Annotated in this window: 31 protein-coding genes and 2 tRNA genes; 25 read left to right on the top strand and 8 right to left on the bottom strand. The window is 63.1% G+C overall.

Features of this window, described 5'->3' with window-relative positions:
* Window positions 1-3: 3 nt before the first annotated feature.
* Genes LB518_RS22760 through LB518_RS22735 form a run of 6 tightly spaced genes read left to right on the top strand, consistent with a single transcriptional unit; the run spans window position 4 to window position 5,108 of the window.
* Window positions 4-1,485: a DUF3383 domain-containing protein gene (locus LB518_RS22760; protein ID WP_224580124.1), complete on the top strand. Its 1,482-nt coding sequence runs from the start codon at window positions 4-6 to the stop codon at window positions 1,483-1,485.
* Window positions 1,486-1,493: 8 nt separating this feature from the next.
* The gene (locus tag LB518_RS22755) at window positions 1,494-1,946 is read left to right on the top strand and encodes a tail tube family protein (protein ID WP_224580123.1); all 453 of its coding nucleotides are present in this window, start codon (window positions 1,494-1,496) and stop codon (window positions 1,944-1,946) included.
* A gap of 13 nt (window positions 1,947-1,959) precedes the next feature.
* Window positions 1,960-2,415 carry a phage tail assembly chaperone gene (locus LB518_RS22750; RefSeq protein WP_224580122.1) on the top strand — a complete coding sequence of 152 codons (456 nt, stop codon included), beginning with the start codon at window positions 1,960-1,962 and terminating at the stop codon, window positions 2,413-2,415.
* A gap of 47 nt (window positions 2,416-2,462) precedes the next feature.
* Window positions 2,463-2,612 carry a DUF6889 family protein gene (locus LB518_RS22745; RefSeq protein WP_224580121.1) on the top strand — a complete coding sequence of 50 codons (150 nt, stop codon included), beginning with the start codon at window positions 2,463-2,465 and terminating at the stop codon, window positions 2,610-2,612.
* Window positions 2,605-4,572, top strand: a complete 1,968-nt coding sequence (locus tag LB518_RS22740; protein WP_224580120.1) for a phage tail tip lysozyme — start codon at window positions 2,605-2,607, stop codon at window positions 4,570-4,572. Before LB518_RS22745 ends, LB518_RS22740 begins: the two co-directional genes overlap by 8 nt.
* Window positions 4,572-5,108, top strand: a complete 537-nt coding sequence (locus tag LB518_RS22735) for a phage baseplate protein (RefSeq protein ID WP_224580119.1) — start codon at window positions 4,572-4,574, stop codon at window positions 5,106-5,108. Before LB518_RS22740 ends, LB518_RS22735 begins: the two co-directional genes overlap by 1 nt.
* On the opposite strand, the gene LB518_RS22730 is transcribed toward LB518_RS22735, so the two are convergent.
* Together LB518_RS22730 and LB518_RS22725 are read right to left on the bottom strand one after the other, a co-directional pair.
* On the bottom strand, window positions 5,105-5,476 hold the full coding sequence (locus tag LB518_RS22730) for a helix-turn-helix domain-containing protein (RefSeq protein ID WP_224580118.1): 372 nt from the start codon (window positions 5,474-5,476) through the stop codon (window positions 5,105-5,107). The two genes, LB518_RS22735 and LB518_RS22730, sit on opposite strands and share 4 nt — an antisense overlap.
* A gap of 17 nt (window positions 5,477-5,493) precedes the next feature.
* Entirely contained in the window at window positions 5,494-5,748 is a 255-nt protein-coding gene (locus LB518_RS22725; RefSeq protein ID WP_224580117.1) for a type II toxin-antitoxin system RelE family toxin, read from the bottom strand.
* 66 nt (window positions 5,749-5,814) lie between these two features.
* Between LB518_RS22725 and LB518_RS22720 the strand changes: the two genes are divergently transcribed.
* Window positions 5,815-6,129, top strand: a complete 315-nt coding sequence (locus LB518_RS22720; protein WP_224580116.1) for a phage baseplate plug family protein — start codon at window positions 5,815-5,817, stop codon at window positions 6,127-6,129.
* Entirely contained in the window at window positions 6,129-7,073 is a 945-nt protein-coding gene (locus tag LB518_RS22715) for a phage protein (protein WP_502845874.1), read from the top strand. Before LB518_RS22720 ends, LB518_RS22715 begins: the two co-directional genes overlap by 1 nt.
* Here the strand turns inward: LB518_RS22715 and LB518_RS22710 are convergent.
* Complete coding sequence (locus tag LB518_RS22710) at window positions 7,070-7,489, bottom strand: hypothetical protein (protein ID WP_224580114.1); 420 nt, start codon at window positions 7,487-7,489, stop codon at window positions 7,070-7,072. The two genes, LB518_RS22715 and LB518_RS22710, sit on opposite strands and share 4 nt — an antisense overlap.
* A 497-nt stretch (window positions 7,490-7,986) precedes the next feature.
* On the opposite strand from LB518_RS22710, the gene LB518_RS22705 reads away from it, so the two are divergent.
* From LB518_RS22705 to LB518_RS22635, 15 genes are all read left to right on the top strand, one after another.
* Window positions 7,987-8,649: a Gp138 family membrane-puncturing spike protein gene (locus LB518_RS22705; protein ID WP_224580113.1), complete on the top strand. Its 663-nt coding sequence runs from the start codon at window positions 7,987-7,989 to the stop codon at window positions 8,647-8,649.
* Window positions 8,646-9,002, top strand: a complete 357-nt coding sequence (locus tag LB518_RS22700; protein ID WP_224580112.1) for a contractile injection system sheath initiator — start codon at window positions 8,646-8,648, stop codon at window positions 9,000-9,002. The genes LB518_RS22705 and LB518_RS22700 overlap by 4 nt, the downstream gene beginning before the upstream one ends.
* Complete coding sequence (locus LB518_RS22695) at window positions 8,999-10,168, top strand: baseplate J/gp47 family protein (protein ID WP_224580111.1); 1,170 nt, start codon at window positions 8,999-9,001, stop codon at window positions 10,166-10,168. The genes LB518_RS22700 and LB518_RS22695 overlap by 4 nt, the downstream gene beginning before the upstream one ends.
* The gene (locus LB518_RS22690; RefSeq protein ID WP_224580110.1) at window positions 10,168-10,869 is read left to right on the top strand and encodes a DUF2612 domain-containing protein; all 702 of its coding nucleotides are present in this window, start codon (window positions 10,168-10,170) and stop codon (window positions 10,867-10,869) included. Before LB518_RS22695 ends, LB518_RS22690 begins: the two co-directional genes overlap by 1 nt.
* 57 nt (window positions 10,870-10,926) lie before the next feature.
* Window positions 10,927-12,090: a glycine-rich domain-containing protein gene (locus tag LB518_RS22685; protein ID WP_224580109.1), complete on the top strand. Its 1,164-nt coding sequence runs from the start codon at window positions 10,927-10,929 to the stop codon at window positions 12,088-12,090.
* 8 nt (window positions 12,091-12,098) lie between these two features.
* Window positions 12,099-12,629, top strand: a complete 531-nt coding sequence (locus LB518_RS22680) for a DUF4376 domain-containing protein (protein WP_224580108.1) — start codon at window positions 12,099-12,101, stop codon at window positions 12,627-12,629.
* The gene (locus LB518_RS22675) at window positions 12,617-12,973 is read left to right on the top strand and encodes a hypothetical protein (protein ID WP_224580107.1); all 357 of its coding nucleotides are present in this window, start codon (window positions 12,617-12,619) and stop codon (window positions 12,971-12,973) included. The genes LB518_RS22680 and LB518_RS22675 overlap by 13 nt, the downstream gene beginning before the upstream one ends.
* Window positions 12,966-15,611, top strand: coding sequence for a hypothetical protein (locus tag LB518_RS22670; RefSeq protein WP_224580106.1), 2,646 nt, complete (start codon window positions 12,966-12,968; stop codon window positions 15,609-15,611). The genes LB518_RS22675 and LB518_RS22670 overlap by 8 nt, the downstream gene beginning before the upstream one ends.
* A gap of 82 nt (window positions 15,612-15,693) precedes the next feature.
* Window positions 15,694-15,945: a DUF7940 domain-containing protein gene (locus LB518_RS22665; protein WP_224580105.1), complete on the top strand. Its 252-nt coding sequence runs from the start codon at window positions 15,694-15,696 to the stop codon at window positions 15,943-15,945.
* On the top strand, window positions 15,932-16,576 hold the full coding sequence (locus LB518_RS22660) for a lysozyme (protein WP_224580104.1): 645 nt from the start codon (window positions 15,932-15,934) through the stop codon (window positions 16,574-16,576). The genes LB518_RS22665 and LB518_RS22660 overlap by 14 nt, the downstream gene beginning before the upstream one ends.
* Before the next feature lie 274 nt (window positions 16,577-16,850).
* Entirely contained in the window at window positions 16,851-17,210 is a 360-nt protein-coding gene (locus LB518_RS22655) for a hypothetical protein (protein ID WP_224580103.1), read from the top strand.
* A 168-nt stretch (window positions 17,211-17,378) separates the two neighbouring features.
* A complete protein-coding gene (locus LB518_RS22650; RefSeq protein WP_224580102.1) occupies window positions 17,379-17,720 on the top strand; it encodes a hypothetical protein in 342 nt (113 codons plus the stop codon).
* 376 nt (window positions 17,721-18,096) lie between these two features.
* Entirely contained in the window at window positions 18,097-19,299 is a 1,203-nt protein-coding gene (locus LB518_RS22645; protein WP_224580101.1) for a hypothetical protein, read from the top strand.
* Window positions 19,296-19,715 carry a DUF1937 family protein gene (locus LB518_RS22640; protein ID WP_224580100.1) on the top strand — a complete coding sequence of 140 codons (420 nt, stop codon included), beginning with the start codon at window positions 19,296-19,298 and terminating at the stop codon, window positions 19,713-19,715. Before LB518_RS22645 ends, LB518_RS22640 begins: the two co-directional genes overlap by 4 nt.
* On the top strand, window positions 19,712-19,903 hold the full coding sequence (locus LB518_RS22635; protein ID WP_224580099.1) for a hypothetical protein: 192 nt from the start codon (window positions 19,712-19,714) through the stop codon (window positions 19,901-19,903). The genes LB518_RS22640 and LB518_RS22635 overlap by 4 nt, the downstream gene beginning before the upstream one ends.
* A 281-nt stretch (window positions 19,904-20,184) precedes the next feature.
* On the opposite strand, the gene LB518_RS22630 is transcribed toward LB518_RS22635, so the two are convergent.
* From LB518_RS22630 to rlmB, 5 genes are all read right to left on the bottom strand, one after another.
* The gene (locus LB518_RS22630; RefSeq protein WP_224580098.1) at window positions 20,185-20,547 is read right to left on the bottom strand and encodes a hypothetical protein; all 363 of its coding nucleotides are present in this window, start codon (window positions 20,545-20,547) and stop codon (window positions 20,185-20,187) included.
* Between the two features lie 347 nt (window positions 20,548-20,894).
* On the bottom strand, window positions 20,895-21,050 hold the full coding sequence (locus tag LB518_RS22625; protein ID WP_224580097.1) for a hypothetical protein: 156 nt from the start codon (window positions 21,048-21,050) through the stop codon (window positions 20,895-20,897).
* Window positions 21,047-21,415 (bottom strand): hypothetical protein, encoded by a 369-nt coding sequence (locus tag LB518_RS22620; protein WP_224580096.1) that lies wholly within the window; start codon window positions 21,413-21,415, stop codon window positions 21,047-21,049. Before LB518_RS22620 ends, LB518_RS22625 begins: the two co-directional genes overlap by 4 nt.
* Window positions 21,408-21,824 (bottom strand): 5' nucleotidase, NT5C type, encoded by a 417-nt coding sequence (locus LB518_RS22615; protein ID WP_224580095.1) that lies wholly within the window; start codon window positions 21,822-21,824, stop codon window positions 21,408-21,410. Before LB518_RS22615 ends, LB518_RS22620 begins: the two co-directional genes overlap by 8 nt.
* Window positions 21,825-22,460: 636 nt before the next feature.
* Window positions 22,461-23,303 carry a 23S rRNA (guanosine(2251)-2'-O)-methyltransferase RlmB gene (rlmB, locus tag LB518_RS22610; RefSeq protein WP_224580094.1) on the bottom strand — a complete coding sequence of 281 codons (843 nt, stop codon included), beginning with the start codon at window positions 23,301-23,303 and terminating at the stop codon, window positions 22,461-22,463.
* 186 nt (window positions 23,304-23,489) lie between these two features.
* On the opposite strand from rlmB, the gene LB518_RS22605 reads away from it, so the two are divergent.
* Window positions 23,490-23,574, top strand: a tRNA-Tyr gene (locus LB518_RS22605).
* 20 nt (window positions 23,575-23,594) lie between these two features.
* Window positions 23,595-23,668, top strand: a tRNA-Gly gene (locus LB518_RS22600).
* Window positions 23,669-23,853 lie beyond the last annotated feature (185 nt).

Here is a 23,853-nt window from a genome sequence, read left to right as displayed (position 1 = left end):
CCCATGGCCGCCGGATTGCCCATTTCCGATATCGTCAACGTCGATATCGTCCTTTCGCCGCTGGCGACCCCGTACCGCAATTTCGGCGCGGGCCTGATCGTCGGGTCGAGCAACGTGATCGACACTGTAGAGCGCATCCGCTCCTACGGTTCGATCGCGAGCGTCGCCAACGACTTCGGAACCACCGCGCCCGAATATTACGCTGCGGCCCGGTTCTTCGCGCAGAGCCCGCAGCCCGATCTCGTCTATGTCGGCAAGTGGGCCGCCGCTGCCACCGCTGCGACGCTGCACGGCGGCGTTCTGAGCGCTGCCCAGCAGGTGATCTCGAACTGGACGGCGATCACCGCCGGCTCGCTCAAGATCACCGTCAACGGCACGCTGAAGACGCTCACGGGCCTCGATTTCTCGGCGCAGACCAACCTCAACGGCGTTGCGACCGTGATCACCACGGCTCTCAGCGGCGCCACGGTCGTCTGGAACGCGGTCTATGGCCGGTTCGAAGTGACCAGCCCGACCACGGGCGCGTCGTCGACGCTGACCTATGCCACGACGGCCGGTTCCGGAACGGACATCTCCGCGCAGCTCAAGCTGGACAGCGCGACGGCATCGGCCCCAGTTGCAGGCATCATCGCCGAGACGCTGGTGACGGCGCTACAGGCCTTCGCCAACAAGAGCGGTGACTGGTACGCGGCGATCATCGCAGCGACCCTGCCGGCTAATTCCGACGTGCTGGCGGCTGCGGATTATATCGAGGCGTCCGGCAAGTCCCGCATGCTCGGCCTGACCATTCAGGCGACGACGGCGATCGATGCAACGAACACGACCGATCTCGGGTATCTGCTCTCCGCGGCGGCCTATCGGAAGACGTTCTGGCAGTACAGCACGTTTGACGCCTATGCCGTGGCATCCTTCTTCGGCCGCGCGGCTACCGTGAATTTCGAAGGCAGCCGCACCACGCTGACGATGAAGTTCAAGATCGAGCCGGGCATCATCGCCGAGACGCTCACCGAAAGCCAGGCATCGGCACTCGACGGCAAGCACGGAAACGTCTTCGTCAACTACGACAATGGCACCGCGATCATCCAGCAGGGCGTCATGGCCGACGGCAGCTTCTTCGATGAAGTGCACGGCCTCGACTGGCTGCAGAACCGCGTCCAGACCGATGTCTGGAACCTGCTCTACACGAGCACCACCAAGATCCCGCAGACCGATGCCGGCAATCACCTGATCCTCGCCACGATCGAGGCGTCCTGCGAACAGGGCGTCACGAATGGCTTGATCGCCCCCGGCGTCTGGAACGCGGGCGGCTTCGGCCAGATCGCGCAGGGCGACACGCTCCCGCGCGGCTATTACGTCTACGCCCCGCCAATCGCATCGCAGTCGCAGGCCGACCGTGAGGCTCGCAAGTCTGTGGTCTTCCAGGTCGCGGCCAAGCTCGCGGGCGCGATCCACAGCGTCCCCGTCATCATCAACGTCAACCGCTGAGGCCCACCATGGCAGCCTATTCGTTCATCGACATTGTGGGCTCGCTGATCGGGCCCGGTATTTCCCAGTCCATTGGCGCCGGCTCGGGCAACGCCGAGGGCGGCATCAAGATCCCGCGCGCCGAGCCCAAGAACACCATGACCGTCGGCGCCGATGGCACCGGCATGCACTCGTTGCACGCCGGGAACCACGGGTCGATCTCGATCGAACTGCTGAAGACCGCTCCGCTCAATCAGATCCTGTCTGCGGCTTACAACTTCCAACGTTCGTCCAGCGCTAACTGGGGCCGTAACTCAATCTCTGTGCGCGATCCGGCTCGTGGCGACTGGTGGACCTGCACGCAGGTGGCATTCGAGAAGGTGCCGGACATCGCTTATGCGAAGGATGGCGACACGCTGACGTGGGTCTTCAACGCGGTCCAGATAGACGGCGCGCTCGGCTCGGGTGCCCCCGAACTCTAAAGAGAGGTGACGCATGGCTGAGTTTGAAGTCGGCGGGAGCAAATACTCATCGCGCAAGCTGGACGCCTTCACGGCGTTCCATGTCGCGCGCAAACTCGCCCCGGCCGTCGCTCCGTTCGTCCGGGCGATTGGCCCGGCGGCTGCAACGCTCGCAACTATGAAGGCGGGGACCGCAAACGTCGCCGGCATGACCGACACCATGGCGGCGCTTGAGCCGCTTGCACGGGTTCTCGCCGACCTCCCGGCCGAAGATGTCGATTTCGTCCTGAAAACCTGCCTCGGCGTCGTGTCCCGTGCCGCCCCGAACGGCGGCGGTTGGTCCCTAGTCTGGAACAAGGCGGCCGACCGCCTGATGTTCGACGACATCGATATGATGAGCATGGTCGCGATCGCCGTGAACGTCATCAAGGCCGACATCGTGCCTTTTATGACCGCCCTACCGTCAGCTTCGAACGGCGGCGATCGGTAGGGCCGAGCGTCGACTACGTCGGGATGCCGAACGGAGAAGAATGGTTGATGCGCCCGGTGATCAAAGGGCTCTGTGGCTACGAATCCCTTTTGGATGGGACGGTGTCCCTTGCCGATCTCGGGCGGATGAACGACGCGCTCGATGTCACCGAAGAAAATGAAGCGCGTATCCGGGAAGCGATGAAACCGAATGGCTGACAACGTCATCGACAGCTATTTGATCGCGCTCGGCTTCAAGGTCGACGCGCAATCGCAGGCTCGGTTCAAGGATACAGTCGACGGCGCATTCAAGGCTGCGGCCGGCCTCGCTGCGGCATGGGCAGCCGCCGAGACGGCTATCGCCGCGGCCGTGGTCAAGGTCGCCTCTTCGCTCGACAGCATGTACTTCGCTGCCCAGCGCGCCAATACCAGTGTCGCGAATGTCAAGGCCTACACCTATGCGCTGAGCCAGCTTGGCGTCTCCGCCAGCGCGGCCGGCTCGACGATCGAGGGCATTGCCAGAGCGATCCGGACCAATCCGGGTAACGAGAGCCTTTTGCATGCGCTCGGCGTCCAGACCCGCGATGCCAACGGCGGCCTGCGCGACACGGTCGACATCATGGTCGACCTCGACAAGCAATTGTCGAAGAAGCCGCAGTATGTCGGCACGCAGTATGCCGCCGCGCTCGGCCTCGACGAAGGAACCTTCAACGCGCTCCGCGGCAAGTGGGGTGCGATCCAGAAGGAAATGGACGACTACCGCCAGAAGGCGGCGGCCATGGGCGTCGACCCGAACAAGGCGGCGGCCGAAGCCAATCAGTTGATGACGCAGGTCCGGTCGTTTCAGGCGACCATCGATCTGCTCGTGCTGCGCATTGCCCAGGATCTCGGGCCGACGATCCTGAAGTATGTGAAGGACTTCGGCGATTGGATCACGGCGCATCAGGCTGAGATCGTCAAATTCGTTGGCGAACTCTCCAAGGCGCTTGCTGACATCGCGACGACACTGGCCGATATGGCAAAGGCCGCTGGCCCGATCGTCGACAAATTCAATGCCATGTCTCTCGCCATCACCGGCAAGGATGGGCTCGAGGTCGCGCTGGCCGCGGTGCTGCTGTACATGACGACAAGGTGGGTGCCAGGCATGCTCGCCGCCGGGGCGTCTGCTGCTGGCGCGTTTAGCTGGCTTATCCCGGTCGTTGGTCTGATCGCAGGCGGGTCGGCATTCAATTCATGGGTCAGTGATCAACCCGTTCGGAGCCCCGTCACTGGCAAATGGTCCCGCGGGTATTCCGGCCCCGGCATGATCTATCCCAATAACGAAGGGTTCCAGACAGGCTATTGGGATCGGTTCAAGCGAGCGGCTGGAAAGACTGCCCTTGGTCGGTGGTTCGGCCTCGGCGGCAGTGGCCAAGCTCAAAGCCTCACAACTGAACAGCAGAAGGCCAATGCTAAAGAGAGCTTCGACTTCTGGAAGTCGAAGGGACTCACGGATGAGCAGGCGGCGGGGCTTGTTGCAAACGAGATCCATGAATCACGCACCAACCCGAATGCAGTCGGCGATGGCGGGCAGGCCAAAGGCATCTTCCAGCATCATCCGGATCGGCGCGCCAATATTCAGGCCGGTACGGGAATCGATATGGCGAACGCCACCCACGCGCAACAGCTTGAGGGCGCGTGGTGGGAGTTGAACGGGCCGGAGGCCGCGGCTCTCGAAAAGATCAAGGCCGCCAAAACGGCCGCTGAAGCGGGCGCGGCAGTATCCATGTTCTATGAGCGGCCTCTGGCACGCGATGCAGAGGCAAATAACCGAGGCGCAACTGCGGAGAAGTTTCTGGCCGGCATACTCGCCGCTCCCGCGATAGCCACCCCGCCGCCGACAGCTGCGCCTGCAGACGGAGGCTCCAAAGCCGACAGCCCGCAAGAGCAATGGGCTAAGAAGCGCGCCGACATCCTCCAGCGCAACAATATGCTCTCGCCTGACCTGACCGGCGCCAGCACACCGCTTCTGCCATTGGGCATGCCGTTGCCTGGGGTTCATTCGCAGGGCTTCAGCCAGACCAACTCGATCGTGGTTCACGGGGCGAGCGATCCGAAGGCGACGGCCGACGAGATTGAACGTCGTCAACGCGGGCTCAACGGTGAGCTTCTCGGAAACGTCAAGGGCGCAATGCAATAATGGCTGGCATCCTCGACACCGCGGCGGCTGTGGCGGTCATTATCCGGCCGGCACGGCTCATCGGCTTCCTGATCCCCGATGTCACGATCGAGGAAACGGCGCGCGACAACCTGTTCATCACCCAGCACCCAGTAGAGCAGGGCGCGTCGATCTCTGATCACGCCTTCGCAATGCCGGTCGAACTTGAGATGACGGTCGGCTGGTCGAACGCGACGGCCGGCATTTTCGGGTTCACCTACATCGTCTACCAGGAGATGCTGGCGCTACAGAAGACGCGCCGGCCGTTCACGGTCTACACACCGGGTCGGTCCTACCAGAACATGCTGATCCGCACCGTCGAAAAGCGGACCAACGCGCAGATCGCAGACAGCTTGATCGTCCGGGTCATCCTGCAACAAGTCCTCATCGTGTCGACCCAGGTTACGTCGACCGGATCGGCCGCAACACAAGCCTCGCCGCAGAAGACCGCGCCGACCGCGAACCTCGGGACGAAGCAGTTGAAGCCGTCGAACGGGTACGCCGGGAACGGGGCCTAAACTAGATCGTCCAGCGATACCCGCAGCGCGGCAGCAATCGACTTCATCGCAGTGATGCTACCGTCTTTCTTGCCGGCCTCGATCTCCGAGACATACGGAGCGCTGATCGATGCGGCCGCGGCGAGGGCACGCGCGGACATGCCGCGAAACTCGCGCCAGACGCGGACGGGGCTTTCCCCGGACAGCAGGCGGTCAACAACATCGGACGGGATAAGCTCTTCTTCGCCAGATGCGAGACGCCCGCGGAAACGGTGAACGGCGGCGATATCGGCGGCATCGTCATGCGCAGCCATCAGCGCCAAATAGTCAGCCTCAGGGAGCACCGCCAAGCGCTCGCCAGCGGGCGTAGTGATGATCTGATGGTTCATGGTCGGCCCTCCTTGGCCTAGTCGTATACAGCGCCTCTCGGGGCGATGCGAATGATGGCAATCACGTCGCCATCTTCGCTGAAGACCACGCGCCAGTCACCAACGCGAAGGCGCTGGATGCCGGGTTCGCCCTTCAATTCGGTGACGTTGTTCGAGAGAGCGGTGGGGTTGGTTGCGTAAAGATCGATCTTGGCGCGGATCGTCTTAGCGACATTCGCCGGGATTTTCCGGAGGGTGCGCAGGGCGTCTTTGCTGAAGGCGATCTGTTTCATGACCACAAATTAGCAAATAGCGAACGATCCCGCAAGGGAAAAGTTAGCCAGTAGCGATCGAGCAATATGGCCACCACCTACGAAATCCCGCTCTCGGCTGAGCCGCAGAGCTTCACGATCGCGCTCGGGACGACCGAATACCGTCTGTCGCTGCAATATCTCGACACGGAAGAGGGCGGCTGGATGCTCAACATCGCAGACACCTCGGGCAATGTGATCCTGTCGGGAATCCCGCTCGTCACCGGCCACGACCTGCTCGAGCAATACGCCTATCTCGGCCTGGGGGGCGCGCTCTACGTGGAGACCGACACAGACGTCGATGCGGTGCCGACCTTCGACAATCTCGGCTCGACCGGTCACCTTTATTTCGTGGTGCCCTGATGTCGGAACAGTGGATCCGCTCAGTCAAGCTGACTGTCGGCGATGACAGCGAGGAACTCGATCTGTCAGCACTGCGCATCCGGTTCGATGTGCGGCAGCAAGACATCCAGACGCCCGGCACGGCGAATATCATCGTGACGAACCCGTCGCCGCAGACCGCTGCCAAGGCGAGGGAGGAATACACGAAGGTCGTGCTGCAGGCCGGCTACGAACAGAATTTCGGGACGATCTTCGAAGGGAAGATCATCCAGATGCGCTACGGCCGGGAGACCCCGACCGATACCTATCTGGCGATCCTCGCAACCGATAACGGTCAAGCCCACAATTACGCGACGGTCAACAAGACGCTCGCTGCCGGCCACACGTTCAAGGACCAGGTCGACGCATGCCTAGAGGCTCTGAAGCCCTTCGGCGTGACCGCGGGGTTTATTGCCGATCTGCCGTCAGTGACCATGCCCCGCGGCGCCGTGCTGTTCGGAATGGTCCGGGACAAGATGCGCGACATCGCTGCGGCGACGAATACGAGCTGGGCTATCCAGAGCGGCAAGTTGAACGTCGTCAAGAACGACAGCTATCACCCTGGCGAGGCGATCGTGGTCAACAGCCGCACTGGCATGATCGGAATGCCGGTCCAGACGATCGGCGGCATCGAAGTCAAGACGCTGCTCAACCCGCAAATCCAGCCGGGGCGTCGCATCAAGATCGATCAGTCGTCGATCCAGCAGGCGGCGTTCTCCCCGCAATACACGGCCGAGGTCAGCAACAGTATGATCCCGTCAATCGCTGATGATGGGATTTACAAGGTGCTGGTGGTCAGCCATTCGGGCGACACGCGCGGCAACCCGTATTACAGCGACATCGTATGCATCCGCGCCGATGGGCAGGGCCCGATTCCGCTGAACATTTCGCAGATCGGGCTCACGCTGGACTACCCGGATCACTAGGGGGTGAAGTGCCTCTTGGGAGCGGCCATCGATCTCCGGACGTCATCCTGATAAGTCAGAACCTGAGAAAGCTCGTAAGTGTTCTGGTACACGTATGGGTTCCCTTGTTCGTGCAAGCGCGTGATCATCGAAGCGCATTGAATCTTCGTCGCCGCCGAAAGATCACCCCATGATGCTTTCAGCAGTTTATAGGTGGTTTGCTCGATATCGATGCAATGGTTGAACGCAAGTCGGCTCTGACCAAAAATGCGCTCGCATGCCTGGTTCGGGTCGAATAGCGGGAACGGCGCCTCGTCTGCTCTCGCTGTCTGTGCCGCCGCAAACCCGATGATCAACAACAGCCCTAGTGCGACCATCCGCATAAAGCCGGGGAAGAGCAGGGCTAGAAGAATCAAAACGAGCAGGGCGACAATCATGCTATGCCCCTCCGCAAGAATGGCTGGCATCCGGAAGTACCCACCCAAGGGCGACGCGCAGATTGGTGACTGAATAGACCTTCCCGCGGTCATCGCCAGCGGGGCAGTTTGACGGCAGGTCCACGAGACACAGCATGACCGGGTCTCCAACCTTCGAACGGCGGATCGCCGGAATGGTGTTGTAGGACACTTGATATGCCCCGTTCGCGAAGGCAACCGAAGACCCACTGTCAGGGTCACCTTCAAGGCGAGAGCCCAGTTCCGAAATTCTGGTCTTGACGCAGGATCCAATCTTCGCAGGCGGCGCGGAATTTGCCGTACTCGCCGCGCAAATCAATGCGACAGCCACCATTGATGCGCGGGTAATGGTCATTCGCCACCTGTTTGCGAGGGATGCCATGCTCTCACCGATTGCATCTTTCGTCCAGCAATAAGCCCCTGTCCGCATCCCCGCACACGCCGCCCACTTAGCGGCGCGCTGCCGTTTGGAGACATCCATGGACGCCCGCCAACGCTACGACGACCCAACGGAAACCATAGATACGGCAATGCGGGCGGCGCAGGCGAAGATCTGGACAACCGTCCCGTGCACGATCGTTTCAGTCGACTTCGCCAAGCAGACCTGCACCGTTCAGCCCACCGTGAAAACCCAGGTCCGCAAGGCGGACGGCTCGCAGGAGTGGCAAGCGCTGCCGGTGATCCCTGACGCGCCCTTGCATTTCCCCGGCGGGGGCGGCGTCGCAATGACATTCCCGGTCAAGGCTGGCGATGAGGCGCTGGCGATGATTTCCGCGCGCTCGATCGATGCTTGGCACCAGTCCGGCGGCGAACAGCAGCAGACGACAATGCGCATGCACGATCTCAGCGATGCGATGGTCATGGTCGGTTTCCGATCGCAGCCCAACGCGCTGCCGAATGTGTCGCCTGACGCGGTTCATATCCGATCAACAGACGGGACATCGACGATCTCGCTGCACCCGACCGACGGGGTGGCGATCTCGACCCCCAACGCCCTTTCGATCTCGGCTGCCGGCTCGATCAACTTCACCGGGACGTTCAACGTCACCGGCGACGTCGTCCTGAACGGTATCCCGCTATCGACGCACAAGCACACCGACGTCACCCCAGGCGGCGGTACGACAGGAGGGCCGACAGCGTGAGATACCGCAAGGTCGACGCTTCCGGGGACATGATCTTCGGTGACGATCAGCGGGCCTACTGGCGCGACATCCCGGAGGCCCCGGCGCAGGCCGTGCTCTCCAGGCTCTATCTCTTTCTCGGGGAATGGTTCCTCGACATCACTGACGGCACGGCTTGGAACACTCGCGTGCTGGGCAAGAACACGGTCGACACGCGCGATCCTGAAATCCGGGCCCGTATCCTCGACACCGAAGGCGTGACGTCGATCGACGACTACACGTCGAACCTCACCCGTGACGACCGCAAGTTCTCCGTCCAGGCGACGATCTCGACCGCCTATGGTCAGACCACCATCACAGGCCAGCCGCAATGAGCGTTCCGATCGACACGATCGATGAGAACGGCATCACGATGCCGACCTTCGATGCCGTGCTCTCCTATTTTCAGGACCAGTTCCGCAACATCTACGGGCAGGACGTCTATCTTGGCAACGACAGCCAGGACGGCCAGTGGGTCGGCATCATCGCAACGGCGCACTATGACAGTTGCGCTGCTCGAGTTGCCGCCTACAACGCGTTCTCGCCGGCCACGGCGCAGGGCGGCGGCCTGTCCAGCGTCGTCAAGATCAATGGCATCGCCCGCGCGGTCCCGACCAATTCAACTGTCGACCTGACCATTGTCGGACAGGCCGGAACGACGATCACCAATGGCATCGCTTCGGACGGCGTCAACCGGTGGCTCCTGCCGGCCAGCGTCGTTGTTCCCGGTGGCGGCTCGATTACCGTCACGGCGACCGCTCAGAACGCGGGAGCCATTACGGCGCTGTCCGGAACAGTCACGACGATCACAACCCCCACGCTGGGCTGGCAGAGCGTCACGAACGCACAGGCGGCCACCGCGGGCGCCCCTGTCGAGAGCGACGCTGCGTTGCGCCGCAGACAGGCGACATCGACCATGATCCCCTCCCTCACCGTTCTGGAGGGCATCGTCGGCGCCATCGCCAACCTCGCTGGCGTCACTCGCTATGCGCCCTACGAGAACGACACCGATTCCACGGATGGGAACGGCGTGCCATCGCATTCGATCGCGCTGGTTGTCGAGGGCGGCGACGCTGCGGCGATTGCCGGGGTGATCGCGCAGAAGAAGGCGCCGGGGACGGGAACTTACGGCACGACAACGGAGACGGTCACGGACGCCTATGGCATCCCACACGTGATCGAGTTCTTCCGCCCGACCGTCAAGCGCGTGAAGGTCTCGATCGCTCTGACCGCGCTGGCTGGCTACACGACCGGCATTGGCAATTCGATCAAGGCGTCGGTGGCTGCCTACAATACAGCGCTCGCGATCGGCGGCGACGTCTATCTGCACCGGATTTACACCCCGGCCAATCTCGGCGGGGCAGCAGACAGCCTCACCTACAACATCACGGCGATCCAGATCGCGTTCGACGGCGACAGCCTCGGCACGGCAGATCTCGTGACGGCCTTCAATGAGGCCGCGTTCTCCGACGTCGCGGACGTCACTCTCGTGGTGACCTGATGGCAAATGCAGAGGACTACGTTGGCAGGATCACGTCCTACCATCGCGGAAAACCCAACTTCACGGCAACCGTTGCGATCTCGGGTGAATCCTATGCCAACCTGATCAATGCGGCCCAGGCGCTGCCAGCAGCGTTCGATCTCGATACGGCGATCGGCGCTCAGCTCGACGTCGGCGGCGAATGGGTCGGACGATCGCGGTATATCGTGACCCCGATCGGCAACGCCTGGTTCTCATGGGACACGGAAGGTCTCGGCTGGGGGCAGGGCGTCTGGCGCGACCCTTATGCCAGCGACACCGGCCTAACCCGCCTCGACGACGATACCTACCGGCTTTTGCTGCGCGCCAAGATCGCGGCGAACCAGTGGGACGGGACCGTGGGCGGCGCTGCGGCAGCGCTCGATATCGTCTTTGGCGGGACGGCGACGATCCTCTACGTCGAGGACCGGCAAGACATGCACATGATCATGGGAATGGCGGGCGCTATCCCGAACGCCCTGATCCTGACCCTCTTTGCCGGCGGCTATATCCCGCTCAAGCCCGGCGGCGTCGCCGTCGAATATGTCGTCACGTCGAAGAATGATACGCCGATTTTCGGGTGGGGCGTTGCCGAGGCCGATGGCAAGCCGCTGGCCGGATGGGGCGAAGGCAGTTGGGCGGTTTCGCCTGAATACGCCCTGACACACGACCTCGCCGCCTGACCTCGCGGCCGACTTCACCTTTCACAATTTCAGCATTCCCGATCGATCGGAGCAACCATGCCGACGAATGAGTTTCTGTCGTATGCGAGCGGCGTAAGCCCGAACGTCACGACGCAATCCGACTATGCGGCCTCTGGCGCTCGAACCGGCGGCGTTGTTGCCGGCACCGCTGACCCGATGCTCGCCAATAAGGCGTGGCGGCAGGGTGCCAACATGGCGGCTGCTATCGGGTCCGTTATTGTGGCCGCGGGTCTCGACGCCCTCGACAACGCCGATACCGCGGCGCTGTTCGCTGCCGTACAGGCCGCTCTGCGCGCCCAGATCCCCAACTACGTCTCCGCCGTCGGCGGCACGGCCAATGCGCTCACGGCAACTCTGTCGCCAGCCCCGGCCGCATGGACCGATTTGGTAGGTGTCCCGCTTCGGCTCAAGATCGCCACCACGAACACCGGCGCCGCGACGCTCAATCCCAATTCGCTTGGCACCAAGACCATCGTCCGCGCCGGTGGAGCGGCTCTATCTGCTGGCGATCTTGCGGCGGGGTCAGTCGTCGAGTGCGTCTATGACGGCACGAGTGTGCAGGCAATTTCCCTCCAGTCGTCGTTCGCCCCGTCTTCGTCTGTCGCGGTCTACACTTCGTCGGGAACAACCTCCTTCGTCGTCCCGACCGGCATTTATCGACTGAAGCGAATCCGAGTGTGGGGCGCGGGCGGTGGTGGCGGCGGCTCGTTCAATACCGGCGGCGCTGGTGCAGGTGGTGGTGGCGCGGGTTACGCCGAGTCTGTCGGCGTCGCGGTCTCTCCTGGGCAGTCCATCTCGATCGTCGTCGGCGCCGGCGGATTGGCTGGCACCGGCACGCCTACCGCCGGCGGCGCGGGCGGCACCACGTCGGTTGGATCGCTCATCAGTATTCCAGGCGGCGGCGGTGGAACTGGCGCCAACAATATTGTCGGCACATCCGGCGGCGCGGGATCGTCACCGACCGGCGGCAATCTGATCAACGTGGCGGGCACGAACGGCGGCAGCGGCTTCACGCTCGGATCAGGCGGTAGTCCTGTGGGCGGCATCGGCGGATCTTCCCCGTTCGGCGGCTCGGGCCCCAGCCTGAACGTCCAGGCGCCGGGTTCCGGCGGCGCTTTCCCCGGTGGAGGCGCCAATGGCGGGGCTTACGGCGGCGGCGGCGGCATCGGCGCAGTCGGCTGCGTCATCATCGAATATTGAGGTTGGACATGCAGAATTTCGCTCTTGTGCGCGACGCCGTCGTTGTCGAGATCATCACCGTTCCCGATGAACTCGTGATCGGCGTCGACATCTACACGGCGGATTTCGCGGCGGGCCTCATCGTGGCCGGCGAAGGCGTCGAGGTCGGCATGACCTATGACGGCGAGGCGTTCGGGCCGCCTCCGGCACCGCCGGCCCCGGACAAGGCCAGTCTCGCCGCCTATGCCGCAGCCAAGCGCTGGCAGATCGAGAATGGCGGCATCACGGTCGCTGGTGCGGAGATCAAGACCACGCAGGAAAGCCAGGCCCGGATTACGGGTGCCTACGCATTCGCCAAGGACAACCCCTCCGAGCCGATCGACTTCCTGTCGGCGTCGGGGTGGGTGAATCTGACGTCGGCCGAGATGATCGCGATCGGGCAAGCGGCCGGCGTCCATGTGCAGACCTGTTTTCGCATTTCCTGTGCGGTCGACGCCGCCATCGACGCCGGTACGATCACGAGCTTCGCCGCGATCGACGCTGCAGCTTGGCCGGCCTGATCATGCCCGTTCTGGCCGATATCGACCTCTGGCGGGGGAATGATGCCCCGCCGCGCGTCTGGCAGACGCCGGACGATTTCCCGCTCGTCGGCTCCGTCGTGGTGCTCACCGTCTATGTCGGCGGCGATCTCCTGCTGAGCGCGGCCAGCGATGACGGGGCGAGCGGCCTGACGATCGACGACAGTGGGCATTTCATCGCGTGGAAGCCGTCGCTGGCGCAGAGCCGGCTGTGCCCGTTCGGCCGGATCGCCCGGTACGAACTCGAGCGCCGCTATCTCGGCGATCAGGAAACCCTCGCATACGGCTGCATCGTCGGCCTTGGAGGCGCGAATCTCGATGACTGATGCCGTCACCTTTCTGCAGGGCCTTTCGATCGGGCCGCCATGGCTGCGATCGACCGTCGATTGGGCGGACGACACGGCCTATTTCGCGGCACCTTCGGCGAGCGCGGTCTATTTCGACGGCTCGCTCTACGAGTGCAAGGTCGCGCACACGTCGAGCGACGACTTCGCCGCCGACCTGGCTGCCGGGAAATGGCAACTTCTCGTCTCGGCGCAGCTTTCGGCCGAGGGTCTTGCCGCTTCGGCCGCCGCCGTTGCTGCGGCCGAGGCGACGGCCGAGGATGCCGCCGCGACCGCTTCGGATCGGACACAGACTGGTCTCGACCGCGTCGCCACCGGGCAAGACAAGACGAGCACGGCCGGCGACCGGGTTGCCACGGGTCAGGATCGCACAGCAACCGCTGCCGATCGCGTCCAGACCGGAACCGACGCCGCGACCACCACCAGCAAGGCAACCGAGGCCGCGACGTCGGCCGGGAATGCCTTGTCTTCGGAGACAAACTCTGAAGCCAGCGCGAGCAATGCGTCTGCCAGTGAGGTGGCGGCAGCGACTTACGCATCCGTCGCATCGACCCTCGCCAAGCGCTACACGACGCTCGCGCTCGCCAATGCCGATATCGCCGGCTTCTCCGCAAACCAATCCGTTGAAATATTCAGCGACGGCACCAATAACGGAAGCTGGTATAAGGCCGCGTCTGGCGACACATCTTTGACCAAGATGTCAAGCGCAACAACAACCGGGCTTTCAACGCGGGCCGATACAGCCGACACAGCCCGGAACCTGATGGCGCTGGAGCCGAACCGCTGGCCTGACCCGGATTGGTCGCAGATGCTCGCGAACGGACAGTCGAACTCTGATCCACTTGGCTATTTCTTCCTATCGACGAATGCGACCGTATCCAGGTCCTCTTCGAACGGGGTGTGGTCTGCGACGATCGTTTCTACCAACGCATCCGAAGCCCGGATGTTTTGGCGGCAGTACATCGCGAAACTCGGCCTCGCGGTCGGCGACACTATTACCGTCTCCGTCAACATCTCCGCCCGAACCGGGTCGACGGGCGCGGCCGCCACGCGTCTCCTGCTCTTCCGGTACGATGCCGCGGGCGCTGAAATCGCGCGGTCTGAACAACAGATCGCCGCTGGGTTCACCGGATTGAAGTCGGTAACGGCAACGCTTGAGGCCGGCACCGACAGGATCGCCATCTGGATCAGTTCAGCGAGCACGACGGTTTCTCTGACCGTCGACAGCCTCTTGCTCGCAAAGAGTTCCATCAGCGTCTACCGCCCCCCCATCGCATCGGAGGTCCAGCGGGTTATTGGGCCGCGCGTCGGGTGGGTGGCGCCGACTGGTGTTGATAGCGCTGCGCGAGATGGGTCATTCGGCCGCCCCTTCCGAACGCTTAACTATGCGGCAAAACGCCTTTTCGGACACGGCGTCATACGGGTCGTGTATGACCGGACCAGCTACGGCGCGGAAATGCAGATCGACCCGGCTGAAGTCACCGGAACCATCGAAATCCGCGGCGAGGCGGGGCTCGACGGCACTAGTTCCGGGCTGAAAAACTGGCCGTTGATCATGCTGGCCCCCCCTCATGCCGCGGCCACGTTGTATGATAGCCCCGTCTATCGGTGCGTCACCGCCCTTGCGGCAACGCCGAACTTCGTCTGGCTGGATAGTGTCCCGGATGCGAACTCGATCATCGGAGGCGAGCGGCAGCCCCAGCATCGCGGACGGACATACCGGCTGAAATCAACGCAGATCATCGGCCTTACTGCGGCCGCCGATCTGACGTCAGCAATCGCGACGATGAAGGGCAGTGGCACGCCACAGTGCTACGTCTCCGGCGGCTATCTCTATTTCACGGTGCCTGCCGGTGTGGATGCGCCGACGGCCAAAATCTACACGTCGTCGGATCAGGGTCTTGTCACGTCCCGCACTGTTCGCTCCGGCGGCAGGCTTATCATCCGGGGGCTGGAAACCCGCTACGGCATCATCAATCTGCGCGGCTTCTCATCGGCCGAACTGGACGACTTCGAAGCATTGGGGTCGCCGTCCGACCTCATTCGTTTCTCTACGCTGAAACTCGGACGCCTTTGGGCGGTAGGTTGCGGAGAGACGAGCGGCGACCAAGGGGATATTCTCAGTGGGCACGGCGGCTCGCGGATCGATGGCGGCGGCGATGTCTATCTTGCCTATGCTCGCGATGATGGGGGGTCTTGGCATGAGGACTGCCTGGGCGGGATTGACGGCGCTCTGATCGAATATTGTGGCGGCTCCGCCGTCGCGATTGCGGTCGGCGCCCGTGCTTCGTGCAGCCGCATCCGTTCCTATAAGAACCAGCAAAACCCCGGACGGAAGGCGGCCGCGTTCCTCACGACGGGCGTTCCGGCAGATGGGTCTCCGGTGGGTGACGGAACAGGCACTATGGCCGCATGGGACAGGTGCGCGAGCGTCGAGGATGCGGTCGGCTTCGGCGCCGACAACACATCCAATGTCGTCGGCATCGCGCGCCAATGTCTGACGATAGGTGCGACTACAGCCGGCTATGATCGTGTCATTGCAGAAGACTGTCGCGATCGGTCAAGCACAACGGCCCGCACTGGCAACACCACAGTCATTACCTCGACGGCGCTAAGTTAGCGCTCCGCTGTAATCACGCGCCTCAGCAACGCGAACCTCGCTCTGCTGACGATCTAATCTCATCACATCCCCGGAGTTCCCCATGAAGCTCGTCGATGACTGGCGCAGCATTCTCGCGCGCGCATGGTCCATGCGGTTCATCTATGCCGGCGCGTTCTGCGGCGCCGCTGCGCTCGCATTGCCTTTCGTCGCGGACCAGTTCGCCGATCAGCGGGTTTTCGCCGGCATTCTGTTCGCCGCTCAGGTGGGCGCTGTGATCTTCCCCGCGCTCGCGGGATACGCCCGCGTCGTCGATCAGCCCAAGATGCGGAGGCGCAGCCATGCCGGTCGGTAAAATCGCCGCCACCAAGCGCGGCAAGGCGGCTGTAGCCGCTGCTGTGGTCTTCGCGGCCGTCAGCGGATGGACTGCGTTCACCAGCGCGCGCCTGACCCCTGCGCAGCCGAACATGACGCCGGCCATCGTGCAGGCGGCCGTCGACAAGGGCCTGACGCCGCCGGCGGTGCGGCTGGCGGTCGACTATCTGACCAAGGATTGGGAGGGCGTCTCGCTTGTCGCCTATCTCGACAAGATCGCGAAGCCGCCCGTGTGGACCTTCTGCTATGGCGAGACCAAAGGCGTCACAGCCGGAATGCGCGACACGCTCGCCGGCTGCAAGGAGCGCCTCGAGCGTCGCATGACGCACGACTATTACCTGCCCATGGTCTGGAGCGTGAAGAACTTCGTGCAGGCGCCGGATAGCGTCCAGGCGGCGATGATCGATGGCGCCTATAATTTCGGGCTCAGCGCGGCGAAGAACTCAACAGCCGCAAAGCGGATCTCGGAATCCCGATATCGCGAGGCGTGCGCGGCGCTGACCGCCTTCAACAAGGCGGGTGGCAAGATCATCAACGGGCTCGTCAAGCGCCGCGAGATGGGCGATGCGCAGCGCATTGGAGAGGCAGAGCTTTGCCTGTCGGGGCTGTGATGTTGCAGATCGTGTCTCGTGAATTTGGCGGCGATGGCTGCGCTCGCATTCGGGTTCGGGTGAAGCAGTTCAAGAAGACCGGGCAGGAGCACTCATACGTCGGTCCACCTCGCGGCCCGCTTAGCGACCTGTTCAAGGACATCTCGCGCCAGGTCCAGCGCCCAATGTTCGACCCACGTGATAGCGCGTCGAGCATTTGGCGGTGCCCTGTGTGTGGCAACCCCAACTGCGTGGCGCATGTCACCTGCTGCAATAACAAGACGGTCTGCGCTTGATGTCAGCTCTCACCTTCTTCTGCTCCCCGCTCGGCCGGTGGCTCATCGTCGCCGTTCTCGTCATCGGCGCCTTGGGCGGCCTTTACGGCCTCGGGCACCGCAACGGCGCTGCCGCCGCTGATACCCGCTGGCAAGCCGCTATGGCCGCCGAACAGACCCGGCAGGCCGCCGTTCGCGCCAAGGCCCTTGACGCCGCCGTGTCGCGCGAGCTGGCCCGCGCCAAAGACAACGCAGCCCTCCAGGATCAAATCGATGCATACGAAAATGAACTGGCGGCACGTCCCGCCGATCCTCGCTGCGTTCTCAGCGATCACGATGTTGACCGGCTGCGCAAGCTACAAGGCGGCTCCGCGCGTTGACCTGCCGCCCATGCCGGCCGGCGTTCAGCAAGCCTGTAAGCACCCTGCGATAACCGCCGGCCAAGACCCACGCGTGCCGCTCGCCCGTTACATCGGTGCGTTGAAGGTCTGCGACGGTAAGCGAGCCGATGCGGTCGCATTTTATGGCGACCTGCGCGCCGGCCTCAAATGACCGGTGATGCGCCAGTAACCCTCTGGCTGGTCGGCACGGTTGTCGCCTGCCTGTCCGTAGCCTTCACGGTGTGGTTCATGATCGACGGCAAGATCCAGAGGGCCGCGGCCGCTGCCCAGTCAAAAGCGGATTCCCTCGCCGTCGATTTTGCCGCGTATCGAACACATGTCGCCGAGACCTACGTCTCGAAACAGGGCCTCCGTGAATTTCGCGATGAGGTCATGTCGGGCGTCCGCGACATCAAGGACAGCATGAACCACCTCAACGAGCGCATCGACGGCGTCATCAACGCCACGCCGCCCCCGCCACGTCGCTCCACGCCGCGCGGTCAGGGATAGCTGCCACGGCGCAGCGCATCGGCCGCATCCACCGCTGTCGCCGGCTCTAGCCGCACATGCTGGCCATCGCGCGGAGTTGGCGCGGGCCCCGTTCTCCTCGGCTTTGCCGGGTCATTCATCGACAGATCGTATTCACGACTGCCGCATTGCGAGCACCGTAGCCGGATGCTCCCAGCGCTCTTGACCTCGGCGAAGTGACGGCACGCGAGGCAGATTGCCCAGAGCGCGTCGTCAGATTGTCTCGACATTCCCTCGCTTCCCCCACCGGAGATCTTTCATGATCCGTGCTCTTGTCGCGGCGGTCATCGCCGTTCTGTGCCTTGCTTCGCCAACGACAGGGTGACAGATGGCAAGCCCATCTTCGCCGGACGAGCTATTGCGTGAAGCCGTTGCGCTCCGCAATTATCACGGCTCGATCCGCAGCGCCGCTTCAAAGTCCGGCATTCCCCGGCAAACCCTCCAATCCAGACTGAAACAAGCCGCAGCGCGCGGCCTGGACGGCAACGTTCCAGCCGGCGCGGTAGCGGAAGGCTTTGAGATCCATCGCCGCTCGGCACGGTACGACAAGGCCGGCAATCTGGTTGCTCAATCTGTCTCGAGCAAGCCAGAGCCGGGCGGGGTATTCCAGCCCCGCGCCGGACACGTCATCAAGGGCGAAAGCGCGTTGCTGGACCCCGAAGGCCGCACGCTGGCACGCTGGGTCAAGACGCGGGAAGGGCAAAGCCCGGAAGACACACTCGCAGCCATCCGCGAGGTGCTGGAAGGCGCGGCATCATTCGCCACGCTGCCGCCGGCTCCTACCGCGGTCAATGCTGACCTTCTGGCGTTCTTCCCGATTGCCGACATCCATCTCGGCGCGCTCGCGCATCACGACGAAGCCGGCGACGACTACGATTTGAAGATCGCCGAATCCATCCTCAAGACGTCGATCGGCGAACTGATCTCCCGATCAGCGCCAGCGGAAACTGCTTTGATCCTCGATCTTGGCGACTTCCTGCACGCTGACAATAGCATGGCGAGGACGGCCAAATCCGGCAACGCACTGGACGTCGATAGCCGACACTCCAAGGTGGTCAAGACCGGCTTCCTGGCGATGGTGTGGATCATCGAACTGGCGCTGCAAAAGCACAGCCGCGTGATCTATCGCAAGCTGTCCGGCAACCACGACGAGGAAACTTCCGGGACTTTCGCGCTCGGCCTGTGGGCCTATTTCCGCAGCAACCCGCGCGTTGAGATCGATATCTCTCCCTCTCGCATGTTCGTGCATCAGTTCGGGTCGGTTCTGCTGGCCGGCACCCATGGCGACATGCTGCGCATGGACGGCCTCGCGGGCTGGGTTGCGGCGACGCATCCGAAGCCATGGGGCGACACGCGATTCCGCTACGGCTGGACCGGGCACATCCACAACAAGACCGCGATCACCAGCCCCGGCATTACCGTCGAAAGCTTGAACTCGCCCGCCGCGAAGGACGCCTGGCACGCCCAGATGGGCTACACGGCGCCGCGCAACATGATTTCCGTCACCTACCACAAGGACAAAGGCGAGATGGATCGGTTGACTGTGGCGGTGGTGCGATGAGCAACGCGGCAGAAGCGGGCATGGGGATCACCCTACAAGACATCGCCGGCAAGCCGGGTATCGCCTTCCTGTCGACGCCGTACACGCGCTATGAAGCGGGGCTTGATCCGGCCGCGCGCGTCGCAGGGCAGGCGGCAGCGGCGCTCATTGGAATGGGCATCCACGTCTATTCCCCGATCGCGCACGGTCACGCTATTGCCAAAGCCGGCAGACTGGACCCGACCGACGCCGAAATGTGGATGCGCAATGACCGGGCAATATTCGCGATGTCCGCATGGCTCGTCGTCGTGCGCATTCGTGGCTACGACAGAAGCCTGGGCGTCGGCTCGGAAATTGCGGCCGCGCTCGAGATGGGCAAGCCGATCATCTATGTGAGCCCGGCAGAGATAGGGCTGGACAAGGCGCTCGGACCATGAGGGCGCGGATCACGCACGAGCATGGCACGATCCGGCTCCACAGCGACGGCCCATGGGAAGAGCTGGCAGCGTATGAGGTCGCCGAGCTGGTGCGGCAGGCCATGTCGGCGTTGCAAGGCAAGATGCTGTTTGAGAAGTACCCGCCGGCAACGCGGTATTGGGAAGAGGGGGAGGCGGAAGGCGGGTGATACGCGAGCGCGCATATAGCGGGAATATACGCGAATGCGGGTAGCTCGCGCCCTCAACCTCAAGGCGGATATGACGAAGGCTTAGACGATATAGGGTGAAGCAGATGAGGCCCGAAGGATGCTCCCATAGTCCTCTATCGACAGACTGATGCTCTTTGTCCCGATCGGCGGCCTCTGATTGGGCACGACGATTCGCACCGCCGTTCCGTCCGCCAGATAGCAGACGGCAAGCCCAGGCTGAAGGTCGCTATCCATATTGATCTCTACATTAGGTCTTGTGTTCATCCTTCCTCTCCTTCCGCTAGCGCCGCGTCGATCATCCTATCCCAATCTCTCGCTACATCTTCAGCCGCCGTGACGCCTTGGAAGCGGCGTTGCTCCGGGACTGGCGGCAGCAATGCGACGGCCTCCTTTGCAGCAGCCTTCTGTTCCTTGCTGGCGCCATGAGTGATCGGCAACACTGCCGCAATCATGAACGGGGCTGCGCCGCGCATCGCCTCCAGAGCCGCGCGGGCCGCCGGCAAGCATTGCCGCCACGGCACGAAGCCGCCACCCATGTTGGGGTCGTCCGGGTCTCCGTAAGGGTTTTGAGCCCGATAGATGGCCCGCGCCACCCGCTCGACCATTCCCATCTGCTTCTCCATCTATTCCCCCGCCTCCGTCTTGATGCCAGCCGCACGGACGATGGCGTGGCGAGACCTCGATCTCGCAACCCTAAACTTCTCATCAGGCTCACGATACCTAACCGTGTCGCTCTCTTCATACCGGCAGAACTCTACGTTCCCGTCATTTCGCCATGAGAACGAATGCGTGTAGCGTGAACCCATGATGTTGCCGAGAATGCGGTCAGGCGCGGTGAAGGTCGCATCATTGTGCTCAAAACTAATTATATCCGTCAGGTCATGCCTATCGATGATAAGATGCTCCCCTGGTTTCATCGACGCGACTTGTCTGCACCAATATGCGAGTGCGGTTCCAGGCCGTGCTGTTATCATCCCCGTGCCTCCTGCATGACCATCTCCTTGCTCGCCATCCAGGCTATGACGGTCCAGAACCTATGGTCTGCCGTGCCGGGCTTCAGGTGCTTCAACTGTTCCTCCGCATAGGCAAGGACGCCGCGGACTTCGGGGAGTGTGGGAGGGGTCATATCGTGGGGTCCGTAGTGGGGGAGAGAGCGGCGTCGATCTTGTCTTGCAGATCCCAGACGTAATCGTCGTCGGCTCCGCACGCGCACAGGTTTTCGAGCAAGTTGACGGCGGCCTTGGCCTCGATCAGCACCTCGCGCAGCTTGACGTTCGCGGCGGCTACCTGCGAGCTAGCTTGCTGGACCATGCCATAGACGCGGCCTGAAGCTTCGATCTGGCGGCGTGCCTCATCCCGCTCCTTCTCAGCCGCCTTTCGTGCCGCGCGCTCGGCGGAGAGGGCGTCTGCATAGCCGGACCCGTTGGGGCCAATGAACCCAATCGCCGCTTCCCACTCCTCATCGCTCAGCAGTTCGCTTGCGTCAGTCATGATGGGCTCCTGTGAGAGGGGAGAGAGCAGCGGCGGTCACGATGAAATTCTCGTGGAGAACACCGACGCCGCCGGCCGCGCGCCATGCGTCAATGTTCTTCTCGAAGTCGTCGATCAGGACGTCACCGGGCGCGTGCATGAACAGCGGCTTATGGCGACCGCCCATGACGGGCAGGACCATGATGTCCCGCGACAGGTGCTCACGCACCCATTCGCGCTTCTGCGTTGCCGCGTTGACATAGTTCGACTTCGGGCACGCCGTCAGGACGATCGGGTCCAGATGCTCGATAGAACGAAAGAAATCGATCGCGCCAGGGCACGGCGGCATGTCGCGGAAATAACTCGGATGCGCGTTGATGATCTGCCACATCGCGTCGTCGGCCAGCCCCTTGTGATCGAGGCCGAACATCGCCGGGAAGTGCGCATCGAAGTCAGCGATCACGCCGTCGAGGTCTAAGTACAGCTTCATCCCGCCACCCCCGTGAACGAACCGCGGGGAGAGGGGAGAGGCTCGAACCTCACATCGAATTCGACCTCGCAGGCGTAAGCCCAGTCCGATATCGTGCGGAGATCCAGATCGCTCCCCCGGAAGAAGAACTCTCGCATCTTGCGGAGGGATTGCCCGGCTCGTTCGCAAATGGCCCTGAATGGCTCTCTGCGATTGAGGCCTACCCGGAGCATCTGATAGCGGACGGATTCCTCAAACGGGACGAACCGCCGAAGGGCGAAATCCACACACGGTCGAGGAGCGGAACATTCGCGGAACCGCCTCCTATTGGGCTGTGCCGCCGTTCGTGCCGGGTCGAACCGATGTACAATTCGCGTCGCGCGTTCCATGCGCCCCTCCTCTGATAGGTAGGGCGTTGGAACATCAGGCGAAATTTGCCATTTGAGGCGCCGCGGGCGGGTTAGACGGCTGGTTTACAAAACCGCTGCTCTACCGCTGAGCTAATCCGGCGACGGCTTTCGTTTAGTGAGAGGCGGGGGCGCGGGTCAAGAGCGACCGTCGCTTGCCCGCCTGCCTTTTTGTGCCCCTGCCATCAATTCAGGTGGTCGGCATGCCAAGATGGCGGCGCGCGACATAGAGCGCGAGGGCCGCGGCATTCGATACATTGAGGCTCTTGATCACGCCTGGCATGTCGAGCCGCGCGACGGTGTCGCACTTCTCGCGCGACAGCCGGCGGAGGCCCTTGCCCTCGGCGCCGAGCACAAGCGCGAGGCGCTCGCCGGACATCGCACCTTCAAGGGTCGCCGTGCCTTCGCTGTCGAGGCCGACCCGGTGGAAGCCGAGCTCACCGAGTTCGTCGAGCGCGCGGGCGAGATTCGGGACTTCGACGACCTTGATCCATTCGAGCGCGCCGGACGCGACCTTGGCGAGCACGCCTGTTTCTGCCGGCGCATGGCGACCGGTCGTCAGGAGCGCATCGGCGCCGAAGGCGACGGCGGATCTCAGGATCGCCCCGACATTGTGGGGATCGGTGACCTGGTCGAGCACCACGACGAGGCGTGCGTCGCCGAGCATCGAGAGCGGCAGCGGGTCGAGCGGCTCGACGAGGACAGCCGCGCCTTGATGCACCGCGCTCTCGCCGAGCAGGCGGTCGAGCGCCTTGGCGTCGGCTTCCTCGATGGTCTCGGGCAGTGTCGCGCCTTCCTCGCGCAAGCGGGCGGCGGCGTTCTGGGTTGCGAGGAAGCGCAACACGACGCGGTTCGGATTGCCGAGTGCTGCGGCGACGGCGTGAATGCCATATATCCACAGCTGGTCTGGCCGGCGCTCGGCCGGGCCGCGCGGCGCGAAGCGGCGCTCGCCACCGCTCCGCGGCCGCCCGTCGTCACGCTTCGGGCCAGGCTTTCCGCCCTTGAAATACTTCGATTTGTCGTTGGTGCTCATGCGGCTTTATAGGAGCGGCGGCGAGACCCGGCAACCGGACCGATCGCGCAAAAACACGGCCGTGCAAAGCGCCGGATAGGGCGTTGACAGCGCGGGGCAAGCTCTCCATAACACGCGCCACGGAAAACCGGGCTCCGGTCCGGTTCCGTAGACGATCCTGAACGCGTGACGCTCTGCCGATATGACGGAGGGGTGCCCGAGTGGTTAAAGGGGACGGACTGTAAATCCGTTGGCTATGCCTACGTTGGTTCAAATCCAACCCCCTCCACCATCTCGACGGAACGTTAGCGTGCGGGTGTAGCTCAATGGTAGAGCAGCAGCCTTCCAAGCTGAATACGAGGGTTCGATTCCCTTCACCCGCTCCATCTATTGATCATCGCGCCGCCGGCGAGGCGGATCCTTCTCGCGGCGAGGTCGCGGTGAAAGCTGGGCCGGCCTGAGGCTCAACGGAACGAGACGACAGGAAAGCACGTCGATGGGTAAAGAGAAATTCGAGCGTAACAAGCCGCACTGCAACATTGGCACGATTGGCCATGTTGACCACGGCAAG

This window comes from Mesorhizobium sp. BR1-1-16 (assembly GCF_020165495.1).
GTDB lineage: Bacteria > Pseudomonadota > Alphaproteobacteria > Rhizobiales > Kaistiaceae > Kaistia.
This window is presented reverse-complemented; position numbering and strand designations above follow the sequence as displayed.